This is a genomic window from Nodosilinea nodulosa PCC 7104 (assembly GCF_000309385.1).
Taxonomy (GTDB): Bacteria; Cyanobacteriota; Cyanobacteriia; order Phormidesmidales; family Phormidesmidaceae; genus Nodosilinea; species Nodosilinea nodulosa.
Genome location: NZ_JH976537.1, coordinates 3,620,712 through 3,637,556 on the forward strand (window position 1 = coordinate 3,620,712; position 16,845 = coordinate 3,637,556).

15 protein-coding genes are annotated in these 16,845 nt (G+C 60.9%); 8 read left to right on the forward strand and 7 right to left on the reverse strand.

Annotated features, from left to right (window positions below; all coding sequences use genetic code 11):
• Positions 1-339 precede the first annotated feature (339 nt).
• Together LEPTO7104_RS0116685 and LEPTO7104_RS0116690 are read right to left on the reverse strand one after the other, a co-directional pair.
• Positions 340-984, reverse strand: a complete 645-nt coding sequence (locus LEPTO7104_RS0116685; protein WP_017299722.1) for a trimeric intracellular cation channel family protein — start codon at positions 982-984, stop codon at positions 340-342.
• 37 nt (positions 985-1,021) lie between these two features.
• Complete coding sequence (locus LEPTO7104_RS0116690; RefSeq protein WP_017299723.1) at positions 1,022-1,243, reverse strand: hypothetical protein; 222 nt, start codon at positions 1,241-1,243, stop codon at positions 1,022-1,024.
• 374 nt (positions 1,244-1,617) lie between these two features.
• Here LEPTO7104_RS0116690 and recA point away from each other — a divergent pair, with 374 nt between their 5' ends.
• From recA to LEPTO7104_RS0116715, 5 genes are all read left to right on the forward strand, one after another.
• A complete protein-coding gene (gene recA, locus LEPTO7104_RS0116695; RefSeq protein ID WP_017299724.1) occupies positions 1,618-2,682 on the forward strand; it encodes a recombinase RecA in 1,065 nt (354 codons plus the stop codon).
• A 164-nt stretch (positions 2,683-2,846) separates the two neighbouring features.
• Positions 2,847-3,566, forward strand: a complete 720-nt coding sequence (locus tag LEPTO7104_RS34210; RefSeq protein ID WP_017299725.1) for a TspO/MBR family protein — start codon at positions 2,847-2,849, stop codon at positions 3,564-3,566.
• Positions 3,567-3,722: 156 nt separating this feature from the next.
• A complete protein-coding gene (locus LEPTO7104_RS0116705) occupies positions 3,723-5,294 on the forward strand; it encodes a CPBP family intramembrane glutamic endopeptidase (protein WP_017299726.1) in 1,572 nt (523 codons plus the stop codon).
• A gap of 31 nt (positions 5,295-5,325) precedes the next feature.
• Entirely contained in the window at positions 5,326-6,633 is a 1,308-nt protein-coding gene (sbcD, locus tag LEPTO7104_RS0116710; protein ID WP_026072789.1) for an exonuclease subunit SbcD, read from the forward strand.
• Between the two features lie 46 nt (positions 6,634-6,679).
• A complete protein-coding gene (locus LEPTO7104_RS0116715; RefSeq protein WP_225887096.1) occupies positions 6,680-7,660 on the forward strand; it encodes a cation diffusion facilitator family transporter in 981 nt (326 codons plus the stop codon).
• A 67-nt stretch (positions 7,661-7,727) separates the two neighbouring features.
• Here LEPTO7104_RS0116715 and LEPTO7104_RS0116720 read toward each other — a convergent pair whose 3' ends face one another.
• Complete coding sequence (locus LEPTO7104_RS0116720) at positions 7,728-8,348, reverse strand: chorismate lyase (protein ID WP_017299729.1); 621 nt, start codon at positions 8,346-8,348, stop codon at positions 7,728-7,730.
• A 124-nt stretch (positions 8,349-8,472) separates the two neighbouring features.
• Between LEPTO7104_RS0116720 and LEPTO7104_RS0116725 the strand changes: the two genes are divergently transcribed.
• The gene (locus LEPTO7104_RS0116725) at positions 8,473-8,868 is read left to right on the forward strand and encodes an allophanate hydrolase-related protein (RefSeq protein WP_017299730.1); all 396 of its coding nucleotides are present in this window, start codon (positions 8,473-8,475) and stop codon (positions 8,866-8,868) included.
• A gap of 4 nt (positions 8,869-8,872) precedes the next feature.
• On the opposite strand, the gene LEPTO7104_RS0116730 is transcribed toward LEPTO7104_RS0116725, so the two are convergent.
• Complete coding sequence (locus LEPTO7104_RS0116730) at positions 8,873-10,306, reverse strand: trypsin-like peptidase domain-containing protein (protein WP_026072791.1); 1,434 nt, start codon at positions 10,304-10,306, stop codon at positions 8,873-8,875.
• Between the two features lie 506 nt (positions 10,307-10,812).
• Between LEPTO7104_RS0116730 and LEPTO7104_RS34215 the strand changes: the two genes are divergently transcribed.
• The gene (locus LEPTO7104_RS34215; RefSeq protein WP_155523671.1) at positions 10,813-11,151 is read left to right on the forward strand and encodes a hypothetical protein; all 339 of its coding nucleotides are present in this window, start codon (positions 10,813-10,815) and stop codon (positions 11,149-11,151) included.
• Between the two features lie 126 nt (positions 11,152-11,277).
• Here the strand turns inward: LEPTO7104_RS34215 and LEPTO7104_RS0116740 are convergent, their stop codons facing one another.
• Positions 11,278-12,867 (reverse strand): NAD(P)H-quinone oxidoreductase subunit 4, encoded by a 1,590-nt coding sequence (locus LEPTO7104_RS0116740; RefSeq protein WP_017299733.1) that lies wholly within the window; start codon positions 12,865-12,867, stop codon positions 11,278-11,280.
• Between the two features lie 127 nt (positions 12,868-12,994).
• Positions 12,995-15,085 (reverse strand): NAD(P)H-quinone oxidoreductase subunit 5, encoded by a 2,091-nt coding sequence (locus LEPTO7104_RS0116745; RefSeq protein ID WP_017299734.1) that lies wholly within the window; start codon positions 15,083-15,085, stop codon positions 12,995-12,997.
• Positions 15,086-15,538: 453 nt separating this feature from the next.
• Here LEPTO7104_RS0116745 and LEPTO7104_RS34220 point away from each other — a divergent pair, with 453 nt between their 5' ends.
• Positions 15,539-15,850: a hypothetical protein gene (locus LEPTO7104_RS34220; protein ID WP_017299735.1), complete on the forward strand. Its 312-nt coding sequence runs from the start codon at positions 15,539-15,541 to the stop codon at positions 15,848-15,850.
• 24 nt (positions 15,851-15,874) lie between these two features.
• Here the strand turns inward: LEPTO7104_RS34220 and LEPTO7104_RS0116755 are convergent, their stop codons facing one another.
• Positions 15,875-16,453, reverse strand: a complete 579-nt coding sequence (locus LEPTO7104_RS0116755; protein ID WP_017299736.1) for a TIGR04376 family protein — start codon at positions 16,451-16,453, stop codon at positions 15,875-15,877.
• Positions 16,454-16,845 lie beyond the last annotated feature (392 nt).

A 16,845-nucleotide genomic window follows, 5' to 3' on the forward strand; every position in this document is an offset into this window, starting at 1 on the left:
TTCTAGTTCAGCAAAGTGTGATTCCCACTGCTGCTGAATGGAGTTAGCATCGGTAGCCGCGCTCAAGGGTGGCTTGGTCTGACCGGCTTTAGCCGTCTCTTCATTGGGAGCAAAGCCTTGGCTCATGGGGACTCGCTAAGGGTCGCAGTGATAGCATGCCCCTAGCATGTCACAGACCTATTTTTCTTGCGCTTACCCTGGTTGTGTAAATGCCTTAAGGGTACAGGCCAAAAGTGGCTGAGTTGGCCGCAATTATAATGAATTAAGGATATTTAATGGAACTGCGCGCCGTCGCGACCTGCAGTGCCCAGGGCCGATCGCGATCTAGATGATTGTTAGCTAACGCTTTTCCCCGTTGAGCTCGGTTAGATCAAGCTGATCAATTTTGAGGGTTAGCTGTAGCGGCAGGCAGAGCCGCCAGCGGATAGCGATCGCCCGCATTACAAAAATTGCCCCCATGGCAATTAGACGAATGACGGGGGAAGGCACGAGCTGAATCAGCAGCACGTAGAGTATGCCGCCCAGCAAAATCGGCGTGGCGTAAAACTCGCGCGACAGCAGCAGCGTTGGCCGATTGGTCACCACATCGCGAACGATGCCCCCGGCGATGCTGGTCACCAGGCCCATCACCACCGCCACGGCGGCGGGGTAGCCTAGGGCCAGGGCTTGATCGATCGCCTGAATGGAAAACAAAGCCACGCCCATGGCGTCCAGGTACGACAGCATGCGCGGCGGCAGCCTGAGAATAAAGCGAATGCCGATAAAGGTAAGGAAGGAAGCCCCCAGCGCCACCCAAAAAGCGGTCAGATCCACCAGCCAAAACACCGGCACATCTAAAATCACGTCCCGCAGGGTGCCGCCGCCCACGGCGGTGAGCAACCCCACCACCACAATGCTGAAAATATCGAGGCGCTGGCGGGTCGCAGACAGCACGCCGGACATGGCAAAAACGGCTATTCCCACCTGGGCGAGAAGGTATTCCATCGGGTTGATCCTGGCAGGGCTAGCTAAACTCTGCCAATTATCCCCTACTGCCGCGATCGGGCTCAGCCCCGGTAGAGTGCTGGATAAACAGCCGACCGGCGGCGATCGCCGCCTCACTGCTGGGGTAGATTTCGCCATCGTTGAGCACGGCCATCTCTGGGTTGATCACCCAGCAGCGGTACCCCAACCCCTGGTGATACGTCACCCCCGCCACCCAGCCCGGAAACACCGCAACGTGAATTAAACGCCCTGTATCCATTGGGATTGCCCCCTTTCGCCCTGCGTGGTCGGCCTGCCCCCGGGCCAGCCCAGACTTACCCAGCTGGCCGCCCAGGGCACTGAACCCTGCCGGTGCCCTGCGTCTCAAGGACTATCTAATTTGGTTCAAGCGTACTACAATAGTTTGGCAAAGGCAATGCGCCGGGGTGATGCGCTGCGGCTCGGCAGCGGTGTCGGGCTCGGAGACCAATATTCCTCTCCCGATCATCTCCAAACTTTCCCTGGATAACTAACTACACTTCTGAGCCGAAGTGGGGTTTACTAGGGGCATTGTTTAGGCCGTTGGCCAAGCCTATTCACTCCCCGTTCCGCGCCCACCGATGCTCCGCGATCTTTACGTAAACTCAGGCAGTCATGGCAGCTAAACGTAGCGACGTCACCGAAAAGCAAAAGGCGCTTTCTCTGGTGCTCAGCCAGATCGAGCGCAACTTTGGTAAAGGCTCTATCATGCGCCTGGGCGAGGCCAGCCGCATGACGGTTGAAACTATTCCTACCGGCGCCCTCACCCTGGATCTTGCCCTGGGGGGCGGCCTGCCCAGGGGGCGAATCATTGAAATCTACGGCCCCGAAAGCTCCGGTAAAACTACCGTGGCCCTCCACGCGCTGGCGGAGGTGCAGCGGACGGGCGGAGTGGCCGCCTTTGTCGATGCCGAACACGCCCTCGACCCGGTCTACGCCAAGGCGCTGGGGGTCAATATCGACGAACTGCTGGTGTCGCAGCCCGACACAGGGGAAATGGGCCTGGAGATTGTCGATCAGCTAGTGCGATCGGCGGCGGTGGATGTGGTGGTGGTTGACTCGGTGGCGGCCCTGGTGCCCCGCGCTGAAATTGAAGGCGAAATGGGCGATGCCCACGTGGGTCTTCAGGCCCGGCTGATGAGTCAGGCCCTGCGCAAAATTACCGGCAGCATCGGTAAGTCCCACTGCACCGTCATTTTCCTCAACCAGCTGCGGCAAAAAATTGGCATCTCCTACGGCAACCCGGAGGTGACCACTGGCGGCAATGCCCTCAAGTTTTATGCCTCGGTGCGGCTCGATATTCGCCGCATTCAAACCCTCAAAAAGGGCACCGAGGAGTACGGCATTCGGGCCAAGGTCAAGGTGGCGAAAAATAAGGTGGCTCCGCCCTTCCGCATCGCCGAGTTCGACATTCTCTTTGGCCAGGGAATTTCGACTATGGGCTGTCTGGTAGACCTGGCCGAGCAGATCGGCGTGATTATCCGCCGGGGCGCGTGGTACAGCTATGGCGGCGACAACATTGCCCAGGGCCGCGACAGCACCGTGCAGCGCCTGATCGACGATGCCGCCTTTGCCGCTCAGGTCGAGGCCGAGGTGCGCGAAAAGCTCTCCATTAGCGGCGCGCAGGTTGTCGTTGAAGGCCCCGACGACGAGGCCGACGATCTGCCTGAGGACGAGTAGGCCTGGGCAATCGCCCTCCCTGTCAGCTCTGACCGGAGACAGTAGCGCTTTGGCTCTTCCCAGGGGAGGATAGAACCACCCGCAGCACTGTAGCCCCATGGATACCTCCCCCCCCTCCCTCAAGGTCTGGCACTGGTCTGGCGATCGCCACCGCGATCGCCGTTGTGGCCGCCGTGGTTTTCAATACGCTGTTCAACCGCTTTCCGCCCAGTGGCCAAAACGTGGGCGAGATTGCCAACACCGTGCTGGACGGGGTGCTGATTACCCCCGCCAACTATGCCTTTGCCATTTGGGGCTTGATCTACCTGGGGCTGTTTGCCTACGCGGTCTATCAGTTTCACCCCGAGCGACGGCGAGAGGGCCAGATCCAGCGGGTCAACGGGCTGCTCATTTTTGCCTGTGTGGTTCAAACCCTCTGGATTTTGCTGTTTACTGGGCAGTGGTTTGGCTGGTCTGTGGTGGCCATGGGGGCGCTGCTGCTGGCCCTGATCGGCATTTACACCACGCTCAACATTGGCCGCGAGCGCGTCTCTCGCCAGCGCCGCTGGCTGGCCCACATTCCCTTCAGCCTCTACCTGGGCTGGATTTCGGTCGCCACCAGTGTCAATGTGGCTTCGGCCCTCTACGCCTCTGGCTGGGGTGGCGGCGGCATTTTGTCGGTGACCTGGACGGTGGCGATGCTGGCGGTGGCGGCGCTGCTGGCCGCCGTGGTGATTTACCAGCGCCGCGATGTGGCCTTTACCCTGGTGTTTGTCTGGGCTCTGGTGGCGATCGCGGTGCGCCAGAGCAGCATTCCCGCCCTGCGGTGGACGGCCCTGGCCGTGGCCGGGGTGCTGCTGGTTAGCCTAGCCGCGGCTAGCTACGGCTGGTCCAGGCGAACCTAATCCAGCGGCGGCCTGGTCCAAAGGCTTGGGCCAGAAAAACAGGCCAGAAAAATGGACCAGGGACCAGGCGATCGCCTTCAGTTCCCCCCACGGGTAAGCCCAGTGGAATAATAGGGAGATAGCGTTTTTCGCTGCTGACCTTTTAAACCCCTGCCCATGACCTCCGAACCCGACTCGATTCAGCCCGGGCTGCCGCTCAAGCAGCTCATTTTAATTGTTTTGACGGCCCTGGTGGGGCTGGTGGTTGTGCAATCGCTGCTGAGCAGCTGGAACGAACCCCAGGTGGCTAGCCAGCTCCAGCTCTACCAGACTGACCTGCTGCTAGAGGGCAGCGCCTGGAAAGGGGAAGGCCTGCCCGCCGACCAGTGGCCGACGCTGCGGGAGGGGCTTTTGGGCAAAGACCCGGTTTCCAATGCCCAAAAGCAGTACGAAGAGGTGCGCCAGCAGGCCGCCGAAGGCATGGGGCGATGGCAGACCGAGGGGGCCGAATCTGGAACTGCGCCCAACAGCTCCCTGGCTGACGAAGCCAACGCCGGCAAACCGCTGGCCCGGCGACTGCAAAATGCCATCACCCAGCAGGAGCTGCTGATTCAGCGGCTGGATATTCGCCTGGGCCTGATGGAGGCTTATCAGGCCCAGCCCGAGGCGGCGATCGCCCGCTGGACCCGAGTGCGCGACAGCAATGCCGCAGCGGCCTCAACCCTGCGCACCGCCGATACCCTGATTCGCCTGTGGCAAGCCGGCCAGGTTGCCTCCGGCGATGAGCCCTGGCTGCAAGACGCCCTCGACGGCTGGTTTGAATACCGCGCCCTCGACAAGCTGTACGCGGTGGAGGGACAAGAGGATCGCCGGGTCCAGCTTCAGGCCCAGGAGCAGGTCACCGCCCAGGAGAAGCTGGTGAAGCTGGTGTTAGTGGGCCTTGTGCCCGCCCTGGGAGCCGTGATTGGCATCGCGCTGATCCTTTGGCTGCTGGCCCAGCGGCTGCTGCGGGGCAGTCAATCGGTGCTGAGCCAAAATGCCGGGCGCGGCTGGGAGGTGCCCTGGACGGCCCAAACCATCTGGCAGGTGCTAATTGCCGGGTTTTTCTTTGTGGGGCAGATTTTGCTGCCCCTGGTGCTTGGCAACCTGGGCATCAACGGGGCCGCCCTTTCCAGTCGGGGCCGGGCCGTGTTTTCGCTGGTGTACTATCTGCTGATGGCGGCGGGGTCTCTGGGAGTGCTGTGGTGGTCGATTCGCCCCTACCGCCCTGTCCCCAAGGATATGTTTCGGATTAAACCCTCGGGGGCAGGGCTGCTGTGGGGCCTGGGCGGCTACTTTGTGGCCGTGCCGCTGATGTTTGGGGTCGCCCTGCTGAACCAGAAAATTTGGCAGGGGCAGGGGGGCAGCAATCCCCTGCTGCAAACGGTGCTGGAGGAGCAGGACGGGGTGGCGCTGCTGGTGTTCTTTGTGACGGCGGCGGTGGCGGCCCCTCTGTTTGAAGAGTTTTTATTTCGCGGCTTTTTGCTGCCCTCGCTGACCCGCTACCTGTCTACGGGCTGGGCGATCGCCCTGAGCGCCTTTATTTTCGCCGCCGCCCACCTGAGCTTGTCGGAGATACTACCGCTGACCGTGCTGGGGGCGGTGCTGGGGTTCGTGTACCAGCGATCGCGCAACCTGCTCTCCCCCATGGTGCTCCACAGCGCCTGGAACAGCGCCACCATGCTGGGGCTGTTTATTCTAGGCGGCTAGATCCCTTGAACTAGGCGCTATCATGGGCACCATGATTACCCTCCTCCACCTGTCCGACATCCATATGGGCAGCGGGTTTGCCCACGGTCGCCTCAACCCCGAAACCGGCCTCAACACCCGCCTGGAAGACTTCATCGCCGCCCTCACCCGCTGCATCGATCGCGCCCTGGCCGAGTCGGTCGACCTGGTGCTGTTTGGCGGCGACGCCTTTCCCGACGCCACCCCGACGCCGCTGGTGCAGCAGGCCCTGGCCAGCCAGTTTTGTCGGCTGTCGGCGGCGGGCATTCCCACGGTGCTGCTGGTGGGCAACCACGACCAGCACGCCCAGGGGCTGGGAGGGGCCAGTCTTTCCATCTACAGAACGCTGGGGGTGCCGGATGTGGTGGTGGGCGATCGCCTCGAAACCCACCGCATCGAGACCGCCAGCGGCCCGGTGCAGGTGGTCACCCTACCCTGGCTGACCAAGTCAACCCTGCTCACCCGGCCCGAAACCGAAGGCCTGTCGATGAGCCAGGTGAATGAGCTGCTGCTCGATCGCCTGCGGGTGGCCCTGGAGGGTGAAATTCGCCGCCTCGATCCCGACCTTCCCGCCATCCTTTTGGCCCACGCCATGGTCGACACCGCCAGCTACGGCGCCGAGCGGTTTTTAGCCGTCGGGCGCGGCTTTACCATTCCGATGGTCATGCTGGCCCGCCCCTGCTTTGACTACGTGGCCCTGGGCCATGTGCACCGCCACCAGGTGCTCTGCGATCGGCCCCTGATGATTTATCCCGGCAGCATCGAGCGGGTCGATTTTAGCGAAGAGACCGAAGCCAAAGGCTACCTGCTGGTGCGGGTTGCCAGGGGTCAGGCCGAGGCCGAATTTTGCCCCCTGCCCGTGCGCCCCTTCAAAACCATTCAGGTCGATCTCAGCGGAGCCGATGCTCCCCAGACTCAGCTGGAGCAGGTCATTGCTGAGGCCGACATCGCCGATGCCGTGGTGCGCTGCCTCTACACCCTGCGGGCCGACCAGGTCGACCAGATTGATCAAACCGCCCTAGAAGCCGCCCTGGCCAACGCCCACAGCTACAGCCTTCAGCCCGAGCTGAAGGCCCAAACCAGCCGCAGCCGCCTGCCCGAACTGGGCACCGACAGCACCCTCGACCCCCTGGTTGCCCTGGGCGCCTACCTGGCCAACCGCGACGACCTGGGCGACATCGCCGAAGGCATGCTGACCGCCGCCGCTGCGCTCATGGCCAGCGAGACCGGCGCTGAGATCCTGGAGGAGGAGGATCTCTCCCTAGACGACCTCGACAGCCTGGCCCTGGAAGAAACGGCCCAACAACTGCGTTTGCTGTAACGGCTCTCATCCCTTGCAGTACCATTGAGCCCAGACCTTGAGCCCAATGGAACCCTGTCCGCCAATGAACGAGGGCGAGTATCAACGCCGCATTAGCTATCGCCTGCTGCTGACGACTCTATGGGCTACCCTGCTGCTGCTGGCGGTACAGGCGATCGGCGGGTGGGCCAACCAGTCGCTGACCCTGCTGGCCGAGTCGCTGCACACGCTGGTGGATGGCTTTAGCACGGTGCTGAGCCTGGTGGCCGTGACCTCACCCCAGCGGCAGATGGGCCGCGAAGTCTGGGGCCATGGCCGCGCCGAGGTCGCGGCCACCCTCGTGTTGTGCGCCTTTCTGGGGTTTACCGGGGCGAGCCTGATGTTCATTGCCCTGGGCCAGCTGTTGGGCGGTCTCACCGGGGTAGAAAACCCGTTTCCGGTGGCGATTGACCCCAGGGTGCTGCGGTTTACGGCGGCGATGGTGATTCTCAATGTGGCCCTGGGCATCTACGCCAGCTACCAGGCCCGCAGCCTCAGTAGCCAGGCCCTCAAGCTCAACACCAAACACTTTTTGGCCGATGCCTGGCTGAGCATTGTGATGGTGGGGGTGCTGCTGGCGATCTGGCAGCGACAGCGCTGGCTCGACCCGGCCTATGCCCTGGTGCTGCTGCCCCTGGTGGCCCGCAGCCTGTGGCGCGTGCTGAACGAGCAGCTGCCCATGCTGCTGCGCCCCACGGCGATCGCCCCCGAGGCCATTGCCCACCTTGCCACCCAGGTGGAAGGTGTCACCCGCTGCACCCGGATTCGATCGCGCGGCATGGTGGGCCGCCAGGTCTGGATTGAAATTCACCTGGTGCTGCACCCCGAATTTGTCGAGTCAGCAGAGCCCATCGGCGAACAGATCGACGCCCTGCTGCGCCAGCGCTACGGCCCCCTGCGCACCCAGGTTTGGGTCGAACCCGCCCGCACCAGCCGAGACGCCTATTTTGAACCAGGCATGCCCAACTACCTACCGCCATCCTCTAACAGCGGCGAGGATTGGGCCTAGGGAAATTTTGGACTTTGGATTTGCGAGGAGAGCCCGGCCAAAATCCAAAATCGCCAATCCAAAATTTCTACAGCCCCGGCCCGCTCTGCATCGGCCCCAAATACCGGGTCAGGTAGGGCGAAAAGACTTCGTAGATCAGCGTCAGGGGTTTTCCCCGGTGCCAAAACAGGTAGTGACGGCCCCAAAACGGCCCGACCTGGCCGAAGGCTTCCTCCAGCGCGGCCGAGTCGCCGTAGTAGAGGCCCTGAATATCCCGGTACAGCTCGGTGCGCAGGCGAGCCAGGCTGGCCCAGATCGGCAGCGACTTGTTTTGCAGGTACTCGTCTACGTGGCTGGCCTCCCACCAGGAGGCGGCGTAGGCAAGGCGCTGGCCTGAGGCGGTGCGCAGCCACACCTGGCGGCGCAGGCGAGGGCCGGGCACCACCCGGATGATGTCGGGGGCACCGTCGAGATCCAGGCCGACCAGCGACATGTCGATCACGTCAACTTCGGTGCGATCGCGCGTCAGCAGCTGGAGGTGGCGGGTGGGCGAACCGTCACCCAGCAGCAGAATTTGCCACGCGGGGGCGAGCTGGTCGTGGGGCAGCCCCTTTTGCACGGTGGGCTGTCCGGCCTGCCAGCGGGGATGCAGGGCGTGCCAACCGCAGGGCACCGCAGGGTCGATCAGGGGCTGTAGGGCAGAGGCCAAGGTCGTTACAAAAATTCACGTCTTGTCTCTATGCTATCGCGACAGCTCCGTCCTTTCCAGCGCAATCTGGATAAAGCGGACGGGCTACAGTGAAACAGGTCATTAACGGAGGAGTAGCGCCACCATGGCAGACGGTCTCAAGCTGGCAGTCAACGGCACCCTGATGCGGGGGCTAAAGCTCAACTCTAACCTGCTAAAAGCGGGGGCCGAGTTTCTCTACGAGGCCGATACTACCCCCGACTATCGCCTCTGGTCGATCGGCGATGTCCACCCCGCCATGGTGCGGACCAGCACCGGCGGGGTAGCCGTCGCCCTGGAGGTGTGGCTGGTGCCCCCCGCTGGGCTGGTGCAGGTGCTGCTGCAAGAGCCGCCGGGGCTGAGCATCGGCAAAGTCACCCTGGCCACGGGAGAAACCGTACTGGGAGTGCTGGGGGAACCGATTTTGTGCGAAGGTCAGCGGGAGATTTCGGCCTACGGCGGCTGGCGATCCTACTGTGGAGCCTTGGCTACGGGCCGCTAGTGGCTTACTCCACCGTCAGCAGGTAGCGGCCCTGACCGCCCTGCTGATAGCTGTTGACCAGCACGCTGTAGGTGCCATCGTGGGGCAGCTGAACCGCAATCTGAGAATTGGTGGTGTTGGCGTTAGCGTCGTCGTTTTCGCCAATGCGGTTTCGGGCATCGTCCACCAAAATCAGGTAGGTGTCGAAGTCGGGGCTTTCCAAGCTAATCACCACCTGCTGTCCGGCCCGGCCCTGAAAGGTGACTTCCTGGAAGTAGGAGCCGTCTTGCAGGGTGCGATCGCCCGGCCCCAGGTTGCCCTGCTGCCGTATCCCCACGCTGCTCGGTGCGCTCTGGCCACCGCTCGAAGTAGACTGGCCGCCGCTGCTCTGGTTCAGGCGCAGCTGGTAGCTCCCCGACTCTCCCTCTGACACGGTGTTGGCCAAAATCAGGTACGACCCGGTAAAGGGCAGCTGCACCGAAATGCGGGCGTTGAGGCTGCCGCCGCTGTCGTCGTCCTGTACGGAAAAGTCTTCGCGATCGGGGGCCAGCAAAATCAGGTAGGAGTCAACGTCCTGGCTGCTCATGTCGATGGTGACGGTTTGCCCCGCCTGCCCCTCAAACTCGTAGGGATTGTACAGGCTGCCGTCGGGCAGCACGTTGCTGGTGTCGTCGAGCTGACCTTGGACCACCGCGCCCAGGGCAATGGCGGCGGGTTCGCGGTTGGTGCGGCTGCTGGGGGCTGAGGCCGTGGCTGTGCCCGCTCGCACCGACGCCAAAAACGTCTGCACCACATCGGTGGGAATGGCAAACCCGATGCCCACGTTGCCGCCGCTGTTGCCGGTGGTAAAGATGGAGGTGTTGACCCCGATCAGCTGACCGCTGCTGTTGAGCAGTGGCCCGCCGGAGTTGCCGGGGTTGATGGCGGCGTCAGTCTGGATCACGTTGCGCTCGGTGTCGATACGGCTGACAATGCCCACGGTGAGGGTGCCCTGGAGGCCAAAGGGACTGCCAATGGCAAAGGCGCTCTGGCCCACCCGCACCGCATTGGGAGGCGCAATGGTAACGGTGGGCAGCCCCGTAGGATTGCCCCGCAGTCGCACCGCCGCCAGATCGAGGCGATCCTGGCCGTAGCCCACCACGTCGCCCTCAAAGCTGCGCCCGTCGGCCAGGCGCACGGTCACGACCCGCTCCTCGCCCACTACGTGGGCGTTGGTGAGAATCAGACCGCTGGCATCGACAATGCTGCCGCTGCCGCTGCCGCTGTGGGTTTCGATCGCCACCACCGCCGGGCTCACCTGATCGTAAACCCGAATCGTGGTGGCTTCGTCAACCGTGGACTGAGCCAGGGCTGGCCGTAGCCCTGGGTTAATGGGGCTGGGGGGGGCGATCGCAGCCGCCAGCAGCGCCCCCACTAGCAGTGAACCCGATGTAAACCGTTTGAACGCCGCCTGTGCCATATCGCTTCCCAATGCTCTGTATGCTCTATAAATCTGCACTACCGAGTTGGCTTGAGATAGTACCGGATACCTACTATCTACCTAGCCTTCCCCTATCGTTCAGGATATCTCTCTGAACTCAGCCAGATCTGAGTTGTGAGCCACTTTTAGCGCAGGCACTCCGGCCACCGCTAACCGGCTTTGGCCCTGGGCTTTGGCCTGATAAAGGGCAATATCGGCTGCTTTAACAGTTCGGCGCTGGAGTCAGGAAAACCAGCCGCTATCAGGGAGGCCAAGAGCGATCGCGCACGCCTGTGTGCGCAGCTGTCATGCCTGGGCAGTTGCAATTCTTAATCATGCCATTTCCCCGATCGCACGCCAAAATTGCGCCAAAATTAGAGGCAGGTCTGTATGAGGTTGATCCTCGTCCGGTTCTCTTCCGTCAGGCTGTGATACTGGGGAGAATCGGGCCTTTGGGGAGGTCCCGATGTAGGCAGGTTGAACGGGATGTTTAGGGAATTTAGACCATGGCTAGGCTCTTTTCTAGATGTATTGGAGCAGTGCGCCCGCTGCCTGGAAGCCGGGCTGGGGGGCGTGTGCGCGCTGCGATCGCCCTGGGGGCCGCAGTGGCAATCTTCGCTCTGCTGGGGGCAACAACTCCAGCCCTATCGACCGTGGCCCAGGCTCCCCGCCTGGTGCAGGCGATTTTAAACGGTAGCCCCGTCAGCGTCCTCTACGTTACCCGCAGCAGCGACACGGTGCTGGTGCGCTGCTATCCCGGCTTTGAACCCTCACTGACGGTGCGTGCCATGGGCGGCAATGCTGGGCAGAAGGAAGGCGTGATGACCTGCGTCAGCAGCCAGTAGTTCTGGCCTCGGTGAGTGCAGCCGCAGTAGCAGCCTGATCTCGCCGCCCGCATCCCAGCGGTTGATCGCTCAACGCCCCCGGAAACCATGGTTTCCGGGGGCGTTGAAGCAAAGAAATAGCCGATCTTACTGGCTCAGCGAAGGGGCTTTGAGCACCGGCAGAGCCGCGATCGGGGCAGAGCCTTCAGCGCCAGCCTCGGTGGCCACAAAGACCTGACTGAGCCGCGCCGTCAATTTCTGGGTGGTGGCGTCATAGATCTGGGTCAGCATCTTGGGATAGAGGCCAAACCCAATGATCGGCACCAGCAGGCAGGCGATGATAAACACCTCGCGGGGCTCGGCATCGGCCAGCACCTCGTGCTCAACCAGCTCTTTGTTCTCGGGGCCGTAGAAAATTTCCCGCAGCATCGACAGCAGATAGATGGGCGTGAGAATAACGCCGATCGCCATAAAGATGACGGTAATCAGCCTGAAGGTAAAGCTGTAGGCATCGCTGGTGGCAAAGCCCACAAACACCATCAGCTCAGCCACAAAGCCGCTCATGCCCGGCAGCGCCAGCGATGCCAGCGAGCAGGCGGTAAACATGGCGAAGATCTTGGGCATTTTTTTGCCCACGCCGCCCATTTCTTCGAGAATCAGGGTGTGGGTGCGATCGTAGGTGGCCCCCACCAAAAAGAACAGGCTGGCCCCAATCAACCCGTGGGAGATCATTTGCAGCACCGCGCCGCTCAGACCCAGGTTGGTAAACGAGGCAATCCCAATCAGCACGAAGCCCATGTGCGAGATGGACGAGTAGGCAATCTTGCGCTTTAGGTTGCGCTGGGCAAACGAGGTCAACGCCGCATAGACAATGTTGATGCAGCCCAAAATCACCAGAATCGGCGCAAAGTAGGTGTGGGCATCGGGCAGCATACCCAGATTCATGCGAATGAGGGCGTAGCCCCCCATTTTCAGCAGAATGCCCGCCAGCAGCATGTGCACCGGGGCCGTGGCTTCACCATGGGCATCGGGCAGCCAGGTGTGCAGTGGAATAATCGGCAGCTTGACGGCGTAGGCGATTAAAAACGCGCCGTAGAGCAGCAGCTGCATCCTCAGCGGGTAGACTTTTTCAGCCAGGGCCGTCATGTCAAAGGTGATGGTGTCGCCGTAGAAGGCCATCGCCAGCGCCGCCACCAGAATGAACAGCGACCCCCCCGCCGTGTAGAGAATGAACTTGGTGGCCGCGTAGAGCCGCTTTTTGCCGCCCCAGATCGACAGCAGCAGGTAGACCGGAATTAGCTCTAGCTCCCAAAACAGGAAGAACAAAAGCATATCCTGCACGGCAAACACGCCAATCTGACCGCTGTACATGGCCAGCAGCAGGAAGTAAAAGAACTTGGGCTTGAGCGTTACCGGCCAGGCCGCCAGGGCCGCCAGGGTGGTAATAAACCCCGTTAGCAGCACCAGGGGCATCGATAGACCATCGACCCCCAGCGACCATTTGAGGTCGAGCTGGGGCACCCAGGTATAGCTTTCTACCAGCTGTAGACCGGGCTGGCTAAAGTCATAGTTGAGGTAAAAGGCGGTCACAATCAACACAAAGTCGATTAGCCCAACCGTCAGAGCGTACCAGCGCACCGTCTTACCGTTGTCGTCGGGCAAAAACGGAATGGCTATGCAGGCCACCAGCGGCAGCAGCGTAACGGTGGTCAACCAGGGAAAAGTCGCGAGGTCCATATTGTCGTTTCTCGTCGCGTTCTATTAAAAGAGTGGATGGGTAAGGGGGTAGAGGGTAGGTGGGTGGAGTTTTAGGGCCTTACACATTGCAGCCTTGAAACCCATCTACCCATCTACCCTCACACCCCTAAGTCACCCCCGAAAGCAGCACCAGCCCCAGCACCGCCCCAAACACAATCAGGGCGTAGAACTGAGCCCGACCGTTTTCCAGGTATTTCAACCCTTCGCCGGTAACCAGAGTGACAAAGCCCGCCAGGTTGACCAGGCCATCGACAATGCGAATGTCAACTTCCAGCACCTGCTTGGCCAGTTTACGGCTGCCCTGGATAAAGACAACCTCGTAGATGTCGTCGATGTACCACTTGTTGAGCGACAGGTTGTAGAGAGGCTTGATCTTGGCGGCGATCGCCTTCGGATCGAGGGTCTTGGTGCGGTACATCAGCACCGAGAGAATGATGCCGGCGACGGCGATCGCAACGGAACTCCCCGCCATCAGCACAAACTCGTTCCAGTCAAAGGCCTCTGCCGACTCCAGCGCCTCCACCATTTCCCCAGGGGGATGGATAAAGGCCTCGAAGTAGTTGGCAAAGGGAGTACCCACCAGGCCAATCAGCACCGAGGGCACCGCCAGCGCCATCAGCGGCAGGGTCATCGACAGCGGCGACTCGTGGGGCTCATGGGCGTGGTGCCCGTGAGCGCTACCAGATTCGTGGTCATCGTGGGCGGCATCTAGGGTTAGCTCCTGGGGGTTCATCGCCCCAGGGCCAAGGGATGCGCCCATCTTCTGAAGCTGCGCCCGCTTGAGGTCATGGCGAATACCTTCGTTATTGCCCCGAAAGCTGCCCTCAAAGGTGGAGAAATACATGCGAAACATGTAAAAAGCGGTGATGCCCGCCGTCAGCCAGCCCACGGCCCACAGCACCGGGCTGACCGCAAAGGTAGAGCCTAGAATTTCATCCTTAGACCAGAACCCCGCAAAGGGCGGAATGCCGCAGATGGCCAGGGTGCCAATCAGGAAGGTATAGGCGGTGACGGGCATATACTTGCGCAGGCCGCCCATCAGGCGCATATCTTGCGCCAGGACTGGGTCGTGGCCCACCACCGATTCCATGCCGTGGATCACGGAGCCAGAGCCGAGGAACAGCATGGCCTTGAAGTAGGCGTGGGTCATCAGGTGAAACAGGCCGGCGCTGTAGGCCCCAACGCCCATGGCCATCACCATGTAGCCGAGCTGCGACATGGTGGAAAAGGCCAGCCCTTTCTTGATGTCGTTTTGGGTAATAGCGATAGTGGCGCCCATAAAGGCTGTAAACGCCCCGGTATAGGCAATTACCGTCATCACCGCCGGGATGTGCTCAAACACGGGGTACATGCGGGCGACCAGGAACACCCCCGCCGCCACCATCGTCGCAGCGTGAATGAGCGCCGAGATCGGGGTGGGGCCTTCCATGGCGTCGGGCAGCCACACGTGGAGGGGAAACTGCGCCGACTTGGCCACCGGGCCAAGGAACACCAAAATAGCAAAAACGGCGGCGATGCTGGCGGGCAGGGTGCCTATGTTTACCAGATCAGTCAGCCGCTCGCCCATGACATCGAAGTCGAAGCTGCCGGTGGCCCAAAACAGGCCCAGCATCCCCAGCAGCAGACCAAAGTCACCGACTCGGTTGGTCACAAACGCTTTCTGACAGGCGTCGGCGGCGGGCTTGCGGTTGTACCAAAAGCCGATCAGCAGGTACGAGCACATCCCCACCAGTTCCCAAAATACGTAGACCTGGAGCAGGTTGGGGCTAATTACCAGGCCCAGCATAGAGGAGCTAAACAGGCTCAGGTAGGCGTAGAAGCGCACGTAGCCTGGGTCGTGGGCCATGTAGCCATCGGTGTAGATCATCACCAGGAAGGCGACGGTGGTAACGACTACCAGCATCAGGGCCGCCAGGTGATCGATGGTATAGCCCATCTCCAGGCGAAAGTCGCCCGCCGAGGCCCATTCGAACATAGCCGTGTAGGGAGCGTGGCCCTGCCACTGACTCCAAAAAATTGCAAAAGAGAGCACCATCGCCGCCCCAATTAGGGAAACGATGAAAATGGCCGCTGGCTGCCGCAGCTTGCTGGTGGCCTCGCCATAGGAAATCAACCCAGTGCCCACCACGGCGGCCCCGATAAGCGGCAGCACCGGAATGAGCCAGGCGTACTGATAAAGCGTGTCTACAGAATCCATCTTGACTGCCTACTCCAAGAGCTTGAGTGAGTTGGCAAAAAACCGCTTACATTCTGACATACCCTTCCCCAACGAAAAGTCGGTTTCGTAGCAAAGTTAGGGGCCATTGGGGGCGATCGCTCCCCCACGAGCGCCTTTTAGGCCCGCCCAAAGCTGTTCCGTAAAACGGCGAAAGGCTTGCTACAGGCCTATTTGACCGACTAGGGCGATCGCCAGATATTTTCTTAAGAAAGATGTCCGATTCTAGGAGCAAATGCTCGCTGGCGGCAAAAATCACCCGTTAGGCCATAATTAATCTGCCCTGGGAAGACTTTGGCTCTATGCCTTTAGCCCTAATTTAGAGATCTCCCTAAAGAGTCCAATCATTGCCCAAGCAACGATTGACCTGGGTCTCTGCCTTTGGGCTGAAGTGAAGTACAGAAGTAAGTACGGTAAGAATGGCATTTGGCGGCGATGAAGCTCTGGCTGGTTTGCTTTTTAATTTTGTTTTTTGGTGCCGAAACCGCCCAGTGGTTTGGGCATCTGCCCTGGCTTGACGGGGTCGAGCTATCGCTGCCGCTGACGATCGCCGGGGGAATTGGGCTGGCGATCGCCTCCAACTATCGGCACTGGCCTAGTTTTGGCTCCCTCTCTGCCAAGCCAGAGCAGCCTCCCCTGCCACCGACGCCTAGCGCAACGGTGGTAACTCCTGCGGTGCAGGCTAAGGTTAGCCGCAAGCCAGACACCATTTCCTTCGAAATTAAGAAACCGCAGCCAAAAGGATGATGGTCACAGCTAGGGGTGGATAGCCTACTTCCCCATCGTCCGCTTCAGATCCTCCAGTTCCTGCTCCGTCTCCCAGCGCTGAAACGATTCCTCTAGTGGATCCATAGGATCGCGGCCAAACCCTTCAAAGGGGGGCTTGGCCCAGCCGGTGTCCCAGCTGGTCGTGCTGCGCTGCGCGGTTCGCTGAGCCTCGGTTTCGGCAATTTTGGCCTTGAGTTCGCGGCGGCGATCGTGAATCTCTTTTTGCAGGGTCCGGGTCTGGGCAATCTGGTCTTTGACCCCTTTGAGCTGGCCCCAGTACTGGTTGCCCTGGCGCAGCAGAGTCGCTTCGCGCTCTTGGGCCGCTTTCACCAAATCTATTCGGTTCGCCGCCTGGGCCTTCTGAAAGCGGCTATGCCAGCGCTGAATATCCTGGGCGGTAGCGAGAATGCTGTCTTCGAGCTGTTTTTCGCGGCGCTTGAGGTCGCCCAATAGGCGAATGGCATCTTGCTCTTGGCCCCGCAGCTGGTCCTCTAAACCCCACAGCTCCAGGTGAGGGTTGGCCTTGAGAAATTCGTCGAGTCGGGTTTCGAGAAATCGACTCAGATCTTCAAAGAGGCCCATGGTTTACTCCTGCCGCAATACCTTGTCTTTTCAGAATAGCGGTTCTCCGGGATGGGCCAATTATGCTCAGACAGATAGAGCTTGGCCCAGGCGGTCTCTGAGACTTGCCCTAGCATCCGTAGGCTGCAACCTACCCACCCGCCATCGCAGATCGCTGGACTCCTCCGGCTCCCCCGCTCCCCACAGTTATGCCGCAGTCCCCTATCTCCTCAGGGCAGCCCAGCTTCTTCAATAACCACTGGACTAGTTATTTTTGCAAACTGTTGCAAGAAATAAACTTTAGTGAATTTAATCGACGATTTTCCGGGGTTTTATCGGGTTTGTAACGAGTTTGCCGCCCACTCTGGGCTTAATATGACTTTTAAATCGTCGTTCCAGCATCCCCTAACGTG